The following is a 14,738-nucleotide window of genomic DNA, read 5'->3' on the forward strand; positions in this document are numbered from 1 at the left end:
ATAATCTGCAGAGACTTATCGGCAGAGAGTTCTCTGCAAATCTCACTCGCACGGACTAGACTGATCGTCATGAAGGATGAGGAGCCCGAAGAGCCTTCCCTGCTCGACCCGGAGAGGCTCAAGGCCCTCGCGCATCCCATGCGCCGGCTGATGCTGCGCCACCTCGGCATCCACGGCCCCGCCACCTCCACCACCCTCGGCGAGCTGCTCGGCGCCAAGACCGGCACCACCAGCTATCACCTGCGCCAACTGGAGAAGCACGGCCTCATCGAGGAGATCCCCGAGCGCTCCGCCGGCAGGGAGCGCTGGTGGCGCAAGTCCGACAGCCCCCGCGACCTGCGCCTGCCGACGGCCGACCAGCTCGCGCCCGAGGACCGGCCGGTGCTGGCGGAGTTCCAGCGCATGGGCCTGGAGGAGGACCGCGAGCTGCTGGAGCGCTTCCCGGCCGCCTACTACCGCGACCCCGACTGGGCCAAGGCGTCGCGCGGCATGGGACGCATGACCAAGGAGGAGTTCGCCGAGTTCTTCGACGCCTACATCGCGCTGCTGCTGAAGTACAACCACCGGCCCGAGGAAGCCCCGCCCGGCGCCCGTCCCATCCACGTCCGCCTGTTCGCCCTCCCCGCCGACGAGGACTGACACGACCACGACGGAGCGGATCACCGGCCCCTTATGGGGCGCGATGCCGGCCCTCGTCGTCGCCTTGATGTTCGGCCGCTGATCAGGGGCGCGGCTGCGGGATCGTCACGACGCCGAGCGTGATCTGCCGCCGCCCCTCGGCCGGCTCCTTCTCCAGCAGCGGGCCGATCAGCTCGCGCAGCCCCGCGTGGATGCGCGCCACGTCGCCAGGGTCGGCCCACAGGTGCACCAGCGTGTACGTGAGCCCGTCGGCGACCGGATCGTCGGGCGGATTGCCCAGGTAGGCGTGCGCCTGCGCCATCAGCCCGGTCACGAACGCGGTCACCGCCCGGTCATGGTCGGCCGGGGTCAGCTCCCCCGGATCGGGCAGCGCGCCCTGGACCGCGCTCTCGTCCAGCTCGTAGGTGTGCTCGACCGCGCCGCGCACCTTGCGTTCGCCGGTGACGTGGACGACGCCCGCGTCGGTGAGCCACCGGATGTGCCGGTAGAGGCTGCTGTAGGGCACCTCGGGCAGCGCCTGGCGGAGCTGCGTGCCGGTGCGGGGGCCGAGCGCCAGGATCTGCACCACCCGGACCCGTACGGGGTGCAGCACACCTACATCGCTCACTGACGTCCTCCCGATCTCCCGACCCCGGAATCGTAGCGCGGCCGTGGTCATTGATTTCGTTTCTGGCTATAGTCTCAAAAATGAAGTCAATCGCTCCTGGAAGGACCCCCGCCATGCCCGATCTGCAAGAACGCCTCACCACGCTCGCCGAACGCCACCGCGTCCCCGGGGCCGTGATCGCCGTCCTGCACGACGACGCCGTCACCGAAGCCGCCACCGGCACCCTCAACCTGCGCACCGGCGTCCCGGCCACCACCGACTCCCTGTTCCAGGTCGGCTCCATCACCAAGACGTGGACGGCCACGCTGGTCATGCAACTCGTGGACGACGGCCTGCTCGACCTCGACCGGCCGATCCGCGACCGGCTGCCCGGCTTCACGCTGCCCGACGAGGACGCCGCCGCCGCCATCACCGCGCGCCACCTGCTGGCCCACACCGCCGGCTTCTCCGGCGAGGACCTCGACGACTACGGCCGCGGCGACGACGCCATCACCCGCCTCGTCGCCAACCTCTCCCGCGCCGCCCAGATCGTCCGCCCCGGCACCCTGTTCTCGTACAACAACGCCGGGTTCGTCGTCCTCGGCCGCCTGATCGAGGTGCTGACCGGCCAGAGCTGGAGCCAGGCCGTGCACCGGCGGCTCATCGCGCCCCTCGGCCTGCCGGCCACGGTCACCCTGCCCGAACAGGCGCTCCTCCACCGGGCCGCCGTCGGGCACGTCGAGGCAGGCGGCACGGTCCAGCCCGCGCCCGTGTGGTCGCTCCCCCGGGCGCTCGACCCGGCAGGCGGGCTCTGCATGTCCGCCGCCGACCTGCTGGAGTTCGCGCGCCTGCACCTCACGCTCGGCCTCGCCCGCGACGGCTCCCGCCTGCTCTCCACGGCCTCCGCCGAGGCGATCCGCACCCACCAGTCGTCCCCGCCGCCGCTGTCGGGGTTCCCGGCCTCGTACGGGCTCGGCATGGAGCTGTACGCGTGGGACGGCCGCGCGGTGATCGGCCACCACGGCGCCACCATCGGCCAGACGGCGTTCCTGCGCATGGTCCCCGACACCGGCACCGCCGTGGTGCTGCTGACCAACGGCGGCGCGCCCGCCGCACTCCACGACGAGCTGCTGCTCCCGCTGCTGGCCGAGCTCACCGGCGTCCGCCCGCCCGCCGCCGTGACGCCGCCCGCCGTCCCGGTCCCCTTCGACCCCGGCCGGTACGTGGGCGCGTACGACATGGGCCTGGCCACGATCCGCATCAGCCACGAGGGCGGCCCGTCGCTCACCATGACGATCGTCCCGCACGGCGCCATCGCCGAGGCCGTGGTCACCAACCCGGTCACCACGCTGGTGGCGCTCGACGACACGCACTTCGTCGAGACCGAGCCGGACGGCGGCCTGCACCGCGGCGTCGCCTTCCTGGACCCCGGCGCCGACGGGCGCTTCCGCATCCTGCACAACAGCCGGGCGCTCCCCCGCACGGCCTGACCGCCTCGGACAGCGCGAGCAGCCGGTACCCTTTCCCGACATTTCATGAAAGGACAGGTTCACCGGCATGCCGCTCACCGCCCGGCAGCTCAACCGGGCCACCCTCGACCGGCAACTGCTCCTGCGCCGCGCCCCGCTCGGCGTCAGCGACGGCATCCGCCGCATCGCCGCCCTGCAGGCCCAGGAAGCGGCCTCGCCCTACCTGGCCCTGTGGAACCGGCTGGCCGGCTTCGACCCGGCCGACCTCGACGCCGCCTTCGCCACCGGGACCGTCGTCAAGGCGACGCTGATGCGCATCACCCTGCACGCCGTGCACGCCGCCGACTACCCGGCCTTCCACGGCGCGATGCGGACCAACCTGCGCGCCGTCCGGCTGTACGACCGCCGCTTCACCTCGACCGGCCTGACCGCCGACGACGCCGACGCCCTGCTTCCCCACCTCGCCGCCTTCACTGCCGTCCCGCGCACCGCCGCCGAGATCGAAGCCCTCCTGGAGTCCCGTCTCGGCGAGCACGGCCGCCGCATGTGGTGGGCGCTGCGCACGTTCGCGCCCCTGCGCCACGCCCCCACCGGCGGCCCCTGGTCGTTCGCCGGCCGCGCCTTCGTCGCCTCGACCACGCCCCCGGCCCCGGAGGACGACTCCCTCCGCCACCTGGCCCTGCGCTACCTGGAGGCGTTCGGCCCCGCCACGGCGCCCGACCTCGCCCAGTTCACCCTGCTCGGCCGCCCGGTCGTCCGCCGCGTCCTCCAGTCACTCACCGGCCAGGTCGTCGAGCTCGACGGCCCCGGCGGTGTCACGCTGTACGACCTGGCCGGCGCCTCCCTGCCCGCCGCCGACACCCCCGCCCCGCCGCGCCTGCTCCCCATGTGGGACAGCATCCTGCTCGCCTACGCCGACCGCAGCCGCGTCATCCCGCCCGCCTACCGCCCCCTGGTCACCCGCCGCAACGGCGACGTCCTGCCCACCCTCCTGGTGGACGGCCACGTCGCCGGCGTCTGGCGCCCGGTCGACGACGGCATCGAGGCCACGGCCTTCCACCCGCTGGACGAGGAGACCTGGCAGTCCCTCGCCACTGAGGCCGCCGCCCTGGTGACCTTGCTGGCGGCCCGCGACCCGGCCACCTACCGCCGCTACGCCCACTGGTGGACCAAACCCCTCCCCGCCGCCCAGGTGCGCATCCTCGGATAGGAGACCTTCAGGAGCCCATGTTGTGGTGCATGTAGGACGGAAACGTGGAGCCGGAACACGGCAGGCGCATCCCGGTCGCCGTCAGAGCGTCCACGATGTTGCCGGCGCCCACGTCGTTGAGCTTCCCATCACGGCACGCCCGAGCCAGAATCCAAAGGGAGCCATGCACTTCCAGTCCGTGTGCTCTCCCTACCGCCACCGCCTCACGGTCGTCGGTGATGGCGATCCCGTGATGCAGTTCGGCGGCGGAGAACACGCTGGCCTCTCCCAGGTTCCGCTGCTCGGAACCGATACGCTGCACCCACTTGACGAAGCACTTGATCTCGTCCAGTTCGTCAAGTCTCGCCAGACCGAGCCAGTCGGCGTCGAGCACGGCTTGCAGGAGCGGGTGCGCCCCGCAGCCCGCCCGTATTTCTTCCCGCACCACGTGCGTTGTGAGACACGTGACCCCGGACAGCAGATCACGTAGGACGTCAAGTCGCTCGGCGCGCGAGAAGTGGCTGAGACACGTCGCGTCGAACACCAGGACAGGGTCCGGCTCCACGCTGCTCAAAGCTCGGGATCCGCATCGTCACGTAGCGGCAGGTCGGCTGCCACGATCTGACCTCGCATCAACTCGACCGCACGGTGGGCAGTGATGAGCGACTTCTTGTAGGACTCCACCACCGCGTGAGCGTAGCCGGGCGGAACTCGTACGGTCTCCAGGTCAGGTTGCGGAGTCCATCCGACCGCCTCCATCAGCTCCGCACGCGTCGGATTCCGGCGGCGCATCTCCTTCGCCGCGCCCCTGTCGATGGCTTGCGCTTCGACGGCTTGCCGTACGGTCAGCGACCATGAGGTCCTGAAGCGTGCGGCGAGAACCACCAGGTCCTCCCGCGTCGCCCGCCCGTCGCTCCGGGTGACCGTACCGAAGGCCTCCACCGGCAACAGAAGCTCTGCGGAGAAGGCGTCGATGATCGCCTCGCGTTCGTCCCTTGAGGCATGGATGCCCATGTCCGAGGAGTACTCGTCCCCGATGATCATGTGGCCGAGCTCGTGAGCCGCTGTCGACCTCCGGCGGCCCGGTTCGCCCGCCTTGCTGACGACCGCCACGGCGAGATCGCCGTCAATGAGGGAGGCGCCATCGCCTGGCGCCTCCACCACGGCGACCAGTTGCCCCAGCCGTTCGCAAACGCTCATGAGGGAATTGATGGGTCCTGTTTCGAGGGCGAGCCGAGCCCTCACCCAGTGAGCCGCACGGCGAGCACTGCGGACATCCTCGATCGCCTCCGGGTACTTTTCGCCGCGTGGCGGCGCATATTCACCGAGTTCCACAAGCTGGCGAATGTCGTCGAGCCAGGTGGAGAGTGCGATTTCCATGCCAAAGGACTGCCGGGCCGCGTCGGTCGCCGTGTCTTCAGCCAACTCGGTCCGGCGGGACACAACCTGTGGCGGCGGAGTGAGGAAGTAGTTCAGCGGAACCCTGAGCACCGTGGACAGGCGGGACAGCTCAAGCGCGTCGACACGACGGACTCCACGCTCGATCTTGGCAATCATCGTGCGATCGAGCTTCAGGGCCGACGCGAGCTGCTCTTGAGACATGTCCGCTGCTACACGGCATTCCCGGACACGCTCGCCAATATCGGCCCACTCCCCGGGCTCCTTCATAGTGCGATATTCGCACACGCCGATCCGAGGAACGAGGCATCCCCGATTCTTTTCGGCAATCGTTACCTCGAATGAAGCTCCCTGCTGACGGCGAACAAGTGCGGCATTCGGGGCATCCAACCTGGCATGTTGATCACGTTGCTCGCCGCCACGCTGGCGCTGTCGCCTGTCCAGGTGCCCGAGAACTTCCTGCTGACCGAGAAGGAAGCCCGTACCCCGCTGTCCGAGATGGAGAAGTCGGAGGTGTGGTGGAAGATCAGCGACAGGAAGACCGCGCCCCTCACCCTGAACCCGTGCGGCCGCAAGCGCGTCCCGGCGGCGGGCCGGGCGGCGGCGCGTACGATCACGCACGACACCAGCGCGCCCTCGCACTCCGCCGAGCAGCTCGTGATCCACCGGAGCGAGGCCGCCGCCAGGAGCGCCATGCGCGGCCTGCTCGCCGACGCCCGCCGCTGCCGCACGAAGCCGGACGGCAAGCCGTACTCGTGGTCCGGCGACGGGAGGACGCGCTGGGAGGTGGCGCGCACGCGGGTGGGCGACGAGGCGGCGGTGGTCCGGCTGATGATGTACGACAAGCTGAACAGGGAGTGGGCGCCCCTGATGTCGGGCATCGCGACGCGCAAGGGCCGGGCGCTGATCCTCTACACCGGCGACCTGGACACCCTCGGCCACTCGCGGAAGGGCGCGGTCAAGAAGCTGCGCGCGTCGGCCTCCCGCATGGCGGCCAAGGTGTGCTCGCTGCCTAAGGTGTGCTGACCGGCAGGTCGTTGGACAGGTTGATGCGGATCTCCGTATTGCGGTATCCGGCGCGCCGGAACGCGGCGGCCATCGGCGCGTTGCCCACGTCGGTGGTGGCGGTGACGCGCGGCTCCCCGTTCGCCGCGTGGAAGCGGGTGATCTCGGCCAGCACCTCGTCCACGTAGCCGCGCCCCCGCAGCTCGGGGACCACGCCGAGGTAGCCGACGTTCCGGTGGTACGGCGTCGCCGACGGGATGGCCAGCCCGCGACCTCGCCTTCCGGTGTGTACGCGAGCCGCCACCACGCACGCTCGCCCGGCGCGTCCAGGTAGAAGTCCATCTCCTCGCGGGCGGTCGCCTCGACGCCGTTGGCCGCCACGCTCACCCGGGTGTGCGCGTCCAGGCTGCCTTCGGCGATCCGCGCGAACACGGCCAGGAACTCCTCGTCGGACGCCTCGGCGAACCGCAGCGTGCCTGCCGTCGCGGGCGCGCCGTCGGCGGGCGTCCACTCGAACTGCAGCCGTTCGACCTCCCTGGTGAGGCCCGCGGCGTGCGCCGCCGCCCGCCGCCACGCCACGGCGGGGTCGTCGCGCCGGTCGCCGGCCACCTTGATCGCGTACTGCACCGGCTCCCCGAACCCGGCCAGCGCGGCCCGGACCAGCTCGGCGGCCACGGCGGCGCGATCACCGGCGGCGGGGTCGTCGGCGCTGATGCTGCGGAAGGAAATCACTTGCGCACCCTAACGGCGGACGCAACCGGGGAGCGGCCATCGGGATAGAGGGATATGTCAGCGTCTCGGACACGAGAGGAATCCATCATGGGGCTACGGCCGGCGTGGTGAGCCGACCCGCGGAGCAGCTCGACGACTCGGCGATCGTCGCCATCTCCTCGCACGACCCCGAAGCGTTCGGCGAGCTGTTCCGCCGCCACGCGCCGCGCCTGCACGCCTACGTCAAGCGCCGCCTCGGGCCCACGCTCGCCGACGACGTCGTGGCGGAGACGTTCGCCACGGCGTTCCGGCAGCGGGAACGGTTCGACGGGCGGGCGGAGTTCGCCGCCTGGCTGTGGGGCATCGCCGCCAACGCGATCGCCAGGCACCACAGGCAGGAGACCCGCATGTACAAGGCGTTCGCCCGCACGGGCGTGGACCCGGCCGAGGACGGCATCGCCGACCTGGTCGGCGACCGCGTGGCCGCCGCCGCGCACGCCCCCCGCCTGGCCAGGGCCCTCGCCACGCTGAACGCCCAGGACCGCAACGCCATCCTGCTGCTGGCCTGGGGCGAGCTGTCGTACGCCGAGATCGCGGCGGTCCTCGGCCTGCCCCTCGGCACCGTCAAGGCCAAGATCCACCGCGCCAGGGCCAAGCTCCGCAAGGCCATCCCGAGGGAGGACCACGATGGATGAACTGAACGCGCTCCGCCGGATGCGCGTCTCCCTGGCCGAGCAGGAGAGCCCGGAGACGCTCGCCCTGCGCGCCGACTGGCGCGCCACCCCGCCGCGCCGCCGCCGGGCGCCCGTGATGAGCATGCTGGCGGCTGCCGCCCTGGTCGCGGCCACGCTGGTCGCCGTCGCCCTGCCATCGTCGCGGGACGAATCGCCGCGTGACGACCGGCCCGCGCCCCTCCCGGAGAACGCCCTGCTGGTGGCCGCGGCCAACGTCCGCGCCGACCCGCCCGGCACGTACTGGCACACCACCCGCGTCAGCGGGAAGATCTACGCGGTCGGCACGAGCGCGGCGAACCACTACAAGGTCGATTCCAGGATGCGCTACGACCAGTGGACCGACCGGACCGGCGCGTCCTGCACCGCGCTCCGGGACCTGCCCGCCCGCCCCTGGACCGCCCGCGACCGGCGCAGATGGCAGCAGGCGGGCTCGCCCGCGAAGGTACGTGAGCCCGGCGGCGGCACCCTGTTCTTCGAGGCGTCCGGCCACGAGCCGGCCTGCCGCCGGATGAGCGACCCGCGCGTCCACGGCATGACGCCCCGCGACCTGGCCGCCCTGCCCACCGACCCGGAGCCGCTGAAAGAAGCCCTGCTCGACCTCGAAGGCAACTGGGAGCCCTACGCCCCGAAGGTGAAGAGGCAACCGATTCGCGCCCTCAACGGCGAGGCCCGCGTCCGAGCGCTCAGCGACGTGGCCGGCACCCTGCTGGCCCAGGCCCCCGCCCCACCGGCCGTCCGCGCCGCCGCGTACCGCATGCTCGCCACCCTGCCCGGCGTCACGATCGAGGGTCGCGCCCCCGACCCCCTGGGCCGCACCGGCGTGGTGATCTCCCTGCCGCTGGAGACGACCATCCCCCTCGGCACCTCGACCGCGCCGCAGCAGCTCGGCACCTACCGACGCCAGTGGATCATCGACCCCGCCGGCGGCACCCTGCTGGCCATGCGCGACCTCGTGGCGACACCCCCACGCGGCTCCCGCGCCCTCCCGCCCGGCGACGACGGCAAACCGCGCCGCCTGACCGCTGCCACCCAGCCCGAACGCTTCCACCAGCCGGGCGAGGTGTCCGCGTACGAGACGTACGAGGTGGAATGGACCGACACGCCACCGGAGAGCGGCCGGCCTGGCTAGCGGGCACCGCGCCGGACCACCCATTCAGCCACCACCACATTGATCACCCACCCGGCGCCGAGAAGCAGCGCCTTGGCCGACTCCCCCGGAACCCCCACCGCGGAAACCCACAGCGCCTGCGTGAATGCCTGGGTCCCCGCCCCCAGGCCGATGGCGTACCCCCGGATCATCCACGCCCGATGCCGGGCGACCTCCCGCCGCCGGATCGCGGCGAACCCGAGCACGATGCAGACGGCCATCGCCGTCCCGAACCCGACCCTGATGCCCACCAGCAGCCACCCGTCCTCAGGACGAACGGCCATCCACACCCCCGTGAACGCCGCGACCAGCCCGAACCCGACCAGCCCCCGCCCCACCCGCCGATGCCAGCCGTTCCCCCCACGCCCCCGTAACCTCGGGACGAACTGGAACGCCCCCAGCACGGTGTACGCGGTCACGCAGAGAATGTGCGACACCAGCGGCACCGGCATCCCGGAAGCCGCGCTCTCCGGCATGCCCACCGGCCCCCCGGCCAGCTCGACCATCCGCATGCCCCCCGCGACCAGCGGGACGACACCGAGCCCGATCAGCCCGGCCGGAACCCGCCACCCGCCACGCGTTGCCGCCTTCGCATCCCTCATGCCTCCGATGGTGACGACCGGCGCCCCGAACCACCTCAGCCATAAGATCCCGCCCCGAACCGTACTTTCGGCTGATGAGACAGTGACCAAGCATGGACACCACCGGGATGCTGCACCACGTCGAAATCTGGGTCCCCGACCTCCACCGGGCCCGGACCAGCTGGCAATGGCTGCTGGAATCGCTCGGCTACGTCGCGTTCCAGAGCTGGGCCGACGGCCGGAGCTGGCGCCTGGGAGCCACGTACATCGTCCTGGAGCAGTCCCCCGCACTCACCGCCGACCACCACGACCGCTCCCGCCCCGGCCTGAACCACCTCGCCTTCCACGCCGGCCCCCGCCCCCGCCTGGACGCGCTGGTCGAACGAGCCCCCTCCCACGGCTGGACCCTGATGTACGCCGACCGCCACCCGTACGCGGGCGGAAGGCAGCACTACGCCGCCTACCTGGAGAACGAGGACGGCTTCGAGGTCGAACTGGTCGCCACCACCGAGCCCTCTGAGCCCAGGTGACTCCTGCTGCCCGGCGAAATTGTCCTTCCCCTCCGCCATGATTGCTCCGCTCGCATCCGCTCACGTGATCCCGAGGGAGCCGTCATGACCGCCAACGCATCCGCCGGATGGTCCGATCTGGGGTGGCACTCCTGGGACGACCTCGCCCTCGTCCGCGCCAGGCTCGACGCCGGCGCCGACCCGAACGACGGGGCGTACCCGTACACGCGTCCCCTGCACGCCGCGGCGGAACGCGGCTCCCCGGAGGTGATCGCCGAACTGGCCGCCCGGGTCGACGACGTCGACGCGGAGTGTGAGGGCCGCACCGCGCTCTGGGATGCGGTCTTCAACAAGCGGCCCGGGATCGCCCGCGCCCTGGTCGCCGCCGGAGCCGACCCGTGGCGCCCCATGATGAACGGCTGGTCGCCCGGCCGCCTCAGCCTGGCCGGCCCCACCCCCGGCCTGTTCTTCCCCTTCCCCCAGGGTCACCCGAGCCTGACCGAGGCGGAGGCCGCCGCGGTCGCCGAGGCCGACCGCCTGATCGCCGTGCTGGACGAGCTGGAGGACGAGGACGGCTTCAGCCTGGCCTGCGTCCGCGGCATCACCGCCGCCGAAGCGGCACGCCGCCTGGCCGCCGAACCCGCCGACGAGGCAGAGGTGGACGAGATCCTCGAAGACCCCTTCCACGACGAGGCACTGCGGCTCATCGGCGTAACCGACGTCCCCGGCGGCTGCGTCGTCAGCCAGGCGTCCGGGTACATGGCCGACGCCCCCGGCGTCATGAAGGCCCTTTCCGCCGGCACGGTCGCGTACGGCATGTTCGCCAACCCCAAGAGCGGCAACCAGGGCTGCGTCTTCCGCGACGGCGAGGTCGTCGACTGGGACACCCACCCGGGCGGCGGCAACGTCTCCCCGGACGCCTCGGCCGAGGAGATCCTGCTCGAGTTCCTGTACGAGGGCCACGCCGAGGCCTACTGCTTCGCCGCCGCCGCCCTCCGCCCCACCGACACCCGCTCCCTCACCAGCCCCGACACCCACCTACGCCTACCAGAAGCCGACTACTGGCCCTGATCCGACCGCTTCGCAGCGGCCACCTCACCCAGAGGAGGGACGCCGCCGCCATCGCCACGGGCGGCTACCAGCCCGGAGGCAGATGGTTCGGCCTTCGAGTCCACCACCATCGGGTCTCGCGCCCCTCGGCGAGAGCCCGCCAGTACTGAGCGAGCTCACCCCCGCCGTCGTCGTACGTCACAGCGCGATAGCGGTCGTCGAGACGGCTCAGCCTGCTGACGACCCTGGCGCGAGCCGCCCCGCGCAGAGTCTCGCAGCAGTCCTCCAGAGCATCCCGACAGGTCAGATCATCGAGGTACTCATAGACCATGCAAGAGCCCTGACCAGGCCACCCCTCCATGTCCTCGATCAGCTCCTCCCACCGCCTGAGTGCCCAGAGAACGCCATGACCCAGCTCACCGGCCTGTGATTCACGTCCGGGCAACCTGCCCTCCTCAGGATCGAGCCTTACAGCCCGAAACCTCATGCGACAACAGCCGCCTACTCGGTGTCCTTAGGGTGTCGAGGTGCGTAGATCACCCAGACGGTACGAGCGTCGTCATCGATGACGTAGCGGACGCGTCCGCCGCTGGTGACCTCGAACTCCCACTGCTCCAGATCCTTGCTGTTGTGACGATGAATCGCGAGGTCGCCACGTAGCCGATGTTGTCGATCATGACCCGCGCCCGTTCGAGGATCAAGCCGCAGGATCTCGAAGCACCGACGCGTATTGGCCACAGCCTCACGCAGAAACCTGCACCGGCCCGAAATCACCGCTCGTTCCCTTACGCGCCTCGGCATAGTGAGCAGGATCCGCCTTGATCCTGGCAGTGGCCCGCCAGCCCGCAATGACCTCCTGGCTGGTGGCGTCGACGTCCGGCTCGGCCTCGTCGGAAAGTGCTCCGCCGAGCTCCAGCATGAAAGCACGAAGTTCGTCGGGAGCCAGGTGGCGAACCCACGGTTCACCCTCAGGCCGCAGGAGCACGTGGAAGGATCCGTACTTCCAGATCGGCGTCCAGAGCTCGGGCCAGGCGCTCGAGGACCGGCAACGTCGGAACGGTGCCTCCAGCCTCGAAACGAGCCACGGCCGACTGCGTCATGTCGGCAGCCCGGGCCAACTCGCTCTGGCTCCAGCCACGGGATTCCCTCATGCGCCGCACTGCCCGACCGAGTTCGAAGGCAAGACGAGTCGCATCGTAAGCCTCGGCCGCACCCGGCTCGGACAGCCGTCGATCCCGGAGATCGGCCCAATCGGTCCGCTCGGTCATCACCACTCCTCGTCTACCGAGTGCGCCTCGTCCCTACAGCGGTACAGCGCCCGCCGCGCCCGGTCAACTTCTCGATCTTCCCTCATTCGCGTTTTGCGGAAAACGGTCAGAAGGATGACCCGCCGCTGCGGTGCGATCCAGTAGCTGATCCGCATGGTCAGATCATCAAGGTAGAACCGTAGCTCGCGCAGCTTGCCATCAAGCTGTCGCGTGTATGGGTCCCCGAAGAGCGGACCCTCCGCCGCCAACAAGTCGATGTAAAAAGCCGCACGCGCGAACGACTCCGCCGATAGTTTCTCCAGCCACTCCCGAACCTCCGGCTCGAGCTCCACGGTACCCCAGGCCATAGCAACGATGCTATGGCCGCGCGAGCACAGCGTCCTGCGATTACCAGGATTCGGCTACTAAGAGTCACGTACCCGAGTCGCCCTGCAAACCGCTACGCCTCACCGGGCCTCAAGCCGCCCGGTCAGGCCGCGCCCTTGCCAGTGCCGCAGAAGGATGTCCCCCAGGCCCGCACCTCACCCACCAGAGTTCCGGCGCCGCGCGGTCGAGCTCGCACGCCAAGGCGACAAACCACTCGTCCAGCTCGCCAAGACCTGCGCGTCAGCCGGTCGCGCCTGCAGAACTGGCTACGACAGGCCGACGCCGACGACAACCGCGGTGCCGCCGACATCCGTGCGGCCCTCACGCAGCCTAGACAGCGACCACCTGCACTGCTTTCCCGCACAGCTTGCTCATGTCGTCCTCATCAGACGTCAGGACGACGGCAGGGCGCACCGAACGCAGCGCGGTGGCCGCGACCACGGCGTCAATGGCGTACTTGTGCCCATGCAGCCGGGCATCTCGAAGAAGCTCGATCGCTCGCGAGGAGATGTCCTCGGTCACCGGTTCGATCTTCAACCGGGACAGATACCACCTGAGACGATCCCCTTTGACCCGAACGTCTTGCGCCTCGATCGGCGTCATGGCGCTGACCACAACCCGAAAATCGTTGTCCTGCGCCTCCCTGACGAACGCCGTCACCCGCTGGTCGGCCTCGCACCACTTCACCAGCCCCTCGCAATCGAGGACGACGGTGCCCGCGCTCAACCGGCTTCGTGCGCGCGCCATGAGTCCTCCTCTTGGAGTTCGGGCGCGGACTTCACGTGGCGGAACAACTCCGCCGCCTCGTCACGCAAGTCCTGCGGGATAGGCCCGGAGGCGGCCTCGTTCACCTGCAGGGCTTCCTCCAGAAGGTCCCGCTCGATCTGACGCTCCACAGCGGCATCAACGTAGGCGGAAAACCCGCGGGCTCCGACCCGCTCTCGGACAGCGCGGATGTTGCCCGTTCTCAGAGACACACTGACCTTGGCAGCCGGACCGTCCCCCGGCCCGAAGTCTCGTTCTGGCATGCTCATGGCCTGAGTTTACTACTCGAAGTAGCAAAATGCTGACTCCGCCCTGGCTGCCGGTCAGCCGCACAGCACCTCCCCGCCGCCACACGTTGGGCAGCCCAGTGAGCCAGCAGTGAGCCAGCGCCGGGAAGCGAGGCATGAAAGAGCGACCCCCTCGTACTGGTACACCCTATTCGCAATAGAGGACGCTCCTTAACACACCCTAAGCTCTCTGTGAAGGAAGGCCCGGCTTACCAAATCGATGTACTTCACTTACCCCTATTTGCTCTCGGCGAGAAGTGTCGGATGTGCCATTTACCCTCGCACCATGGTTTCCGTACGATCCCACTTGCGGCGCCTCAGGAGCGGCAAGACCGTTCGAGTTAGGGCCCACACGCGACGCGGTTCCGCCGCCGTCGCTCCCGCGCCCGTCGTCGGTTCCGACGCCGGCATGTCCGGTGTGTTTTTGTTGGTGCTGTTGCTGCTCTTTCTCGGGCTGCTGTCCGGCGGGGTCACGGCCTTGGTGAACTCGTCGCCGGTCGCTTCCGAGACGAACAAGAAATCGCAGTCAGCGCCCCCCGAGCCGTCCAGGCTCCCCGAAGGCCCCGAAGGACGACTGGCCGCGCAACTTCGCGACATACGCGAGAAGGCCGGCCTTTCACGGGAAGAGGCCGCAGCCCAGTCGGGGATCGCGGAAGCGACGATCAACGACTTCGAACATGCGCTGGCCGTTCCGAGCGCCCAAACCCTAAAGGCGCTTTCTTCCGTCTACGAGATGTCGTTCGACGAATGGACGATGCTTGAGATCGCGCGCGCAGAACTTCACTAGCCGAACGACGGCTGATGCGGTGGGGCAAGACTGAGGAACGAAGCCCTGGAGCGTCGATCGCCCTCAGCCTCCATCGAGCATCAGCCGCTCTGGCAACCCGTGAAGCGATCTAAAATAGGGCGGCTGGGCCCGTATACCTGACTACGGGCGGCTTGGCCTCTCTCCGCCGGGACAGTCCCCAAGGCCGCACGCCCGGCGGGAAGGCGGCCGTGCTGCCGCCCGCGCTGGCGGCGCGCAGCCGTCGCCG

The 14,738-nt window shown here is 70.0% G+C and carries 20 protein-coding genes; 10 read left to right on the forward strand and 10 right to left on the reverse strand.

From position 1 onward, the window contains the following. The first annotated feature begins 69 nt into the window (after positions 1-69). On the forward strand, positions 70-639 hold the full coding sequence (locus ACBI99_RS15490) for an ArsR/SmtB family transcription factor (protein ID WP_375072566.1): 570 nt from the start codon (positions 70-72) through the stop codon (positions 637-639). An 82-nt stretch (positions 640-721) separates the two neighbouring features. Here ACBI99_RS15490 and ACBI99_RS15495 read toward each other — a convergent pair whose 3' ends face one another. After that, a complete protein-coding gene (locus ACBI99_RS15495) occupies positions 722-1,246 on the reverse strand; it encodes a helix-turn-helix domain-containing protein (RefSeq protein ID WP_364167839.1) in 525 nt (174 codons plus the stop codon). A 113-nt stretch (positions 1,247-1,359) separates the two neighbouring features. Here ACBI99_RS15495 and ACBI99_RS15500 point away from each other — a divergent pair, with 113 nt between their 5' ends. Both ACBI99_RS15500 and ACBI99_RS15505 read left to right on the forward strand, forming a co-directional pair. Next, positions 1,360-2,715, forward strand: coding sequence for a serine hydrolase domain-containing protein (locus ACBI99_RS15500; RefSeq protein WP_375072567.1), 1,356 nt, complete (start codon positions 1,360-1,362; stop codon positions 2,713-2,715). Positions 2,716-2,782: 67 nt separating this feature from the next. Beyond that, the gene (locus ACBI99_RS15505; RefSeq protein ID WP_375072568.1) at positions 2,783-3,904 is read left to right on the forward strand and encodes a winged helix DNA-binding domain-containing protein; all 1,122 of its coding nucleotides are present in this window, start codon (positions 2,783-2,785) and stop codon (positions 3,902-3,904) included. A 7-nt stretch (positions 3,905-3,911) separates the two neighbouring features. Here the strand turns inward: ACBI99_RS15505 and ACBI99_RS15510 are convergent, their stop codons facing one another. Next, positions 3,912-4,427: a DUF3368 domain-containing protein gene (locus ACBI99_RS15510; RefSeq protein WP_219504535.1), complete on the reverse strand. Its 516-nt coding sequence runs from the start codon at positions 4,425-4,427 to the stop codon at positions 3,912-3,914. Positions 4,428-4,453: 26 nt separating this feature from the next. Further along, positions 4,454-5,551: a helix-turn-helix domain-containing protein gene (locus tag ACBI99_RS15515; RefSeq protein WP_375072569.1), complete on the reverse strand. Its 1,098-nt coding sequence runs from the start codon at positions 5,549-5,551 to the stop codon at positions 4,454-4,456. Positions 5,552-5,677: 126 nt separating this feature from the next. Between ACBI99_RS15515 and ACBI99_RS15520 the strand changes: the two genes are divergently transcribed. After that, positions 5,678-6,307 carry a hypothetical protein gene (locus tag ACBI99_RS15520; protein ID WP_375072570.1) on the forward strand — a complete coding sequence of 210 codons (630 nt, stop codon included), beginning with the start codon at positions 5,678-5,680 and terminating at the stop codon, positions 6,305-6,307. On the opposite strand, the gene ACBI99_RS15525 is transcribed toward ACBI99_RS15520, so the two are convergent. Next, positions 6,294-6,590 (reverse strand): GNAT family N-acetyltransferase, encoded by a 297-nt coding sequence (locus ACBI99_RS15525; protein WP_375072571.1) that lies wholly within the window; start codon positions 6,588-6,590, stop codon positions 6,294-6,296. The two genes, ACBI99_RS15520 and ACBI99_RS15525, sit on opposite strands and share 14 nt — an antisense overlap. 89 nt (positions 6,591-6,679) lie before the next feature. On the opposite strand from ACBI99_RS15525, the gene ACBI99_RS15530 reads away from it, so the two are divergent. The 3 genes from ACBI99_RS15530 to ACBI99_RS15540 are packed head-to-tail and all read left to right on the forward strand — an operon-like array spanning position 6,680 to position 8,860. After that, a complete protein-coding gene (locus ACBI99_RS15530; RefSeq protein ID WP_219504525.1) occupies positions 6,680-7,066 on the forward strand; it encodes a hypothetical protein in 387 nt (128 codons plus the stop codon). A gap of 59 nt (positions 7,067-7,125) precedes the next feature. Then, a complete protein-coding gene (locus ACBI99_RS15535) occupies positions 7,126-7,692 on the forward strand; it encodes an RNA polymerase sigma factor (RefSeq protein WP_219504523.1) in 567 nt (188 codons plus the stop codon). Next, the gene (locus ACBI99_RS15540; RefSeq protein ID WP_375072572.1) at positions 7,685-8,860 is read left to right on the forward strand and encodes a CU044_5270 family protein; all 1,176 of its coding nucleotides are present in this window, start codon (positions 7,685-7,687) and stop codon (positions 8,858-8,860) included. Before ACBI99_RS15535 ends, ACBI99_RS15540 begins: the two co-directional genes overlap by 8 nt. On the opposite strand, the gene ACBI99_RS15545 is transcribed toward ACBI99_RS15540, so the two are convergent. Then, positions 8,857-9,480 carry a DUF2306 domain-containing protein gene (locus ACBI99_RS15545; protein ID WP_219504521.1) on the reverse strand — a complete coding sequence of 208 codons (624 nt, stop codon included), beginning with the start codon at positions 9,478-9,480 and terminating at the stop codon, positions 8,857-8,859. The two genes, ACBI99_RS15540 and ACBI99_RS15545, sit on opposite strands and share 4 nt — an antisense overlap. A 92-nt stretch (positions 9,481-9,572) precedes the next feature. Here ACBI99_RS15545 and ACBI99_RS15550 point away from each other — a divergent pair, with 92 nt between their 5' ends. Both ACBI99_RS15550 and ACBI99_RS15555 read left to right on the forward strand, forming a co-directional pair. After that, complete coding sequence (locus ACBI99_RS15550; protein ID WP_219504520.1) at positions 9,573-9,989, forward strand: VOC family protein; 417 nt, start codon at positions 9,573-9,575, stop codon at positions 9,987-9,989. An 84-nt stretch (positions 9,990-10,073) separates the two neighbouring features. Then, a complete protein-coding gene (locus tag ACBI99_RS15555) occupies positions 10,074-11,039 on the forward strand; it encodes an ankyrin repeat domain-containing protein (protein ID WP_375072573.1) in 966 nt (321 codons plus the stop codon). A 721-nt stretch (positions 11,040-11,760) separates the two neighbouring features. Here ACBI99_RS15555 and ACBI99_RS15560 read toward each other — a convergent pair. The 5 genes from ACBI99_RS15560 to ACBI99_RS15580 all read right to left on the reverse strand — a co-directional run bounded on the left by ACBI99_RS15560 (position 11,761) and on the right by ACBI99_RS15580 (position 13,686). After that, on the reverse strand, positions 11,761-11,937 hold the full coding sequence (locus tag ACBI99_RS15560) for a hypothetical protein (RefSeq protein WP_375072574.1): 177 nt from the start codon (positions 11,935-11,937) through the stop codon (positions 11,761-11,763). Between the two features lie 49 nt (positions 11,938-11,986). Continuing rightward, the gene (locus ACBI99_RS15565) at positions 11,987-12,286 is read right to left on the reverse strand and encodes a helix-turn-helix transcriptional regulator (protein WP_219504518.1); all 300 of its coding nucleotides are present in this window, start codon (positions 12,284-12,286) and stop codon (positions 11,987-11,989) included. After that, positions 12,286-12,633, reverse strand: coding sequence for a type II toxin-antitoxin system RelE/ParE family toxin (locus ACBI99_RS15570; RefSeq protein WP_375072575.1), 348 nt, complete (start codon positions 12,631-12,633; stop codon positions 12,286-12,288). Before ACBI99_RS15570 ends, ACBI99_RS15565 begins: the two co-directional genes overlap by 1 nt. A 349-nt stretch (positions 12,634-12,982) precedes the next feature. Next, entirely contained in the window at positions 12,983-13,399 is a 417-nt protein-coding gene (locus ACBI99_RS15575) for a type II toxin-antitoxin system VapC family toxin (protein WP_219504516.1), read from the reverse strand. Continuing rightward, positions 13,375-13,686 carry a hypothetical protein gene (locus ACBI99_RS15580; protein ID WP_219504514.1) on the reverse strand — a complete coding sequence of 104 codons (312 nt, stop codon included), beginning with the start codon at positions 13,684-13,686 and terminating at the stop codon, positions 13,375-13,377. The genes ACBI99_RS15575 and ACBI99_RS15580 overlap by 25 nt, the downstream gene beginning before the upstream one ends. Positions 13,687-13,990: 304 nt before the next feature. Here ACBI99_RS15580 and ACBI99_RS15585 point away from each other — a divergent pair, with 304 nt between their 5' ends. After that, a complete protein-coding gene (locus tag ACBI99_RS15585; RefSeq protein WP_375072576.1) occupies positions 13,991-14,491 on the forward strand; it encodes a helix-turn-helix domain-containing protein in 501 nt (166 codons plus the stop codon). Positions 14,492-14,738: the final 247 nt, after the last annotated feature.

Origin of the sequence: Nonomuraea sp. ATR24 (assembly GCF_041950485.1) — a bacterium.
Taxonomy (GTDB): domain Bacteria; phylum Actinomycetota; class Actinomycetes; order Streptosporangiales; family Streptosporangiaceae; genus Nonomuraea; species Nonomuraea ceibae.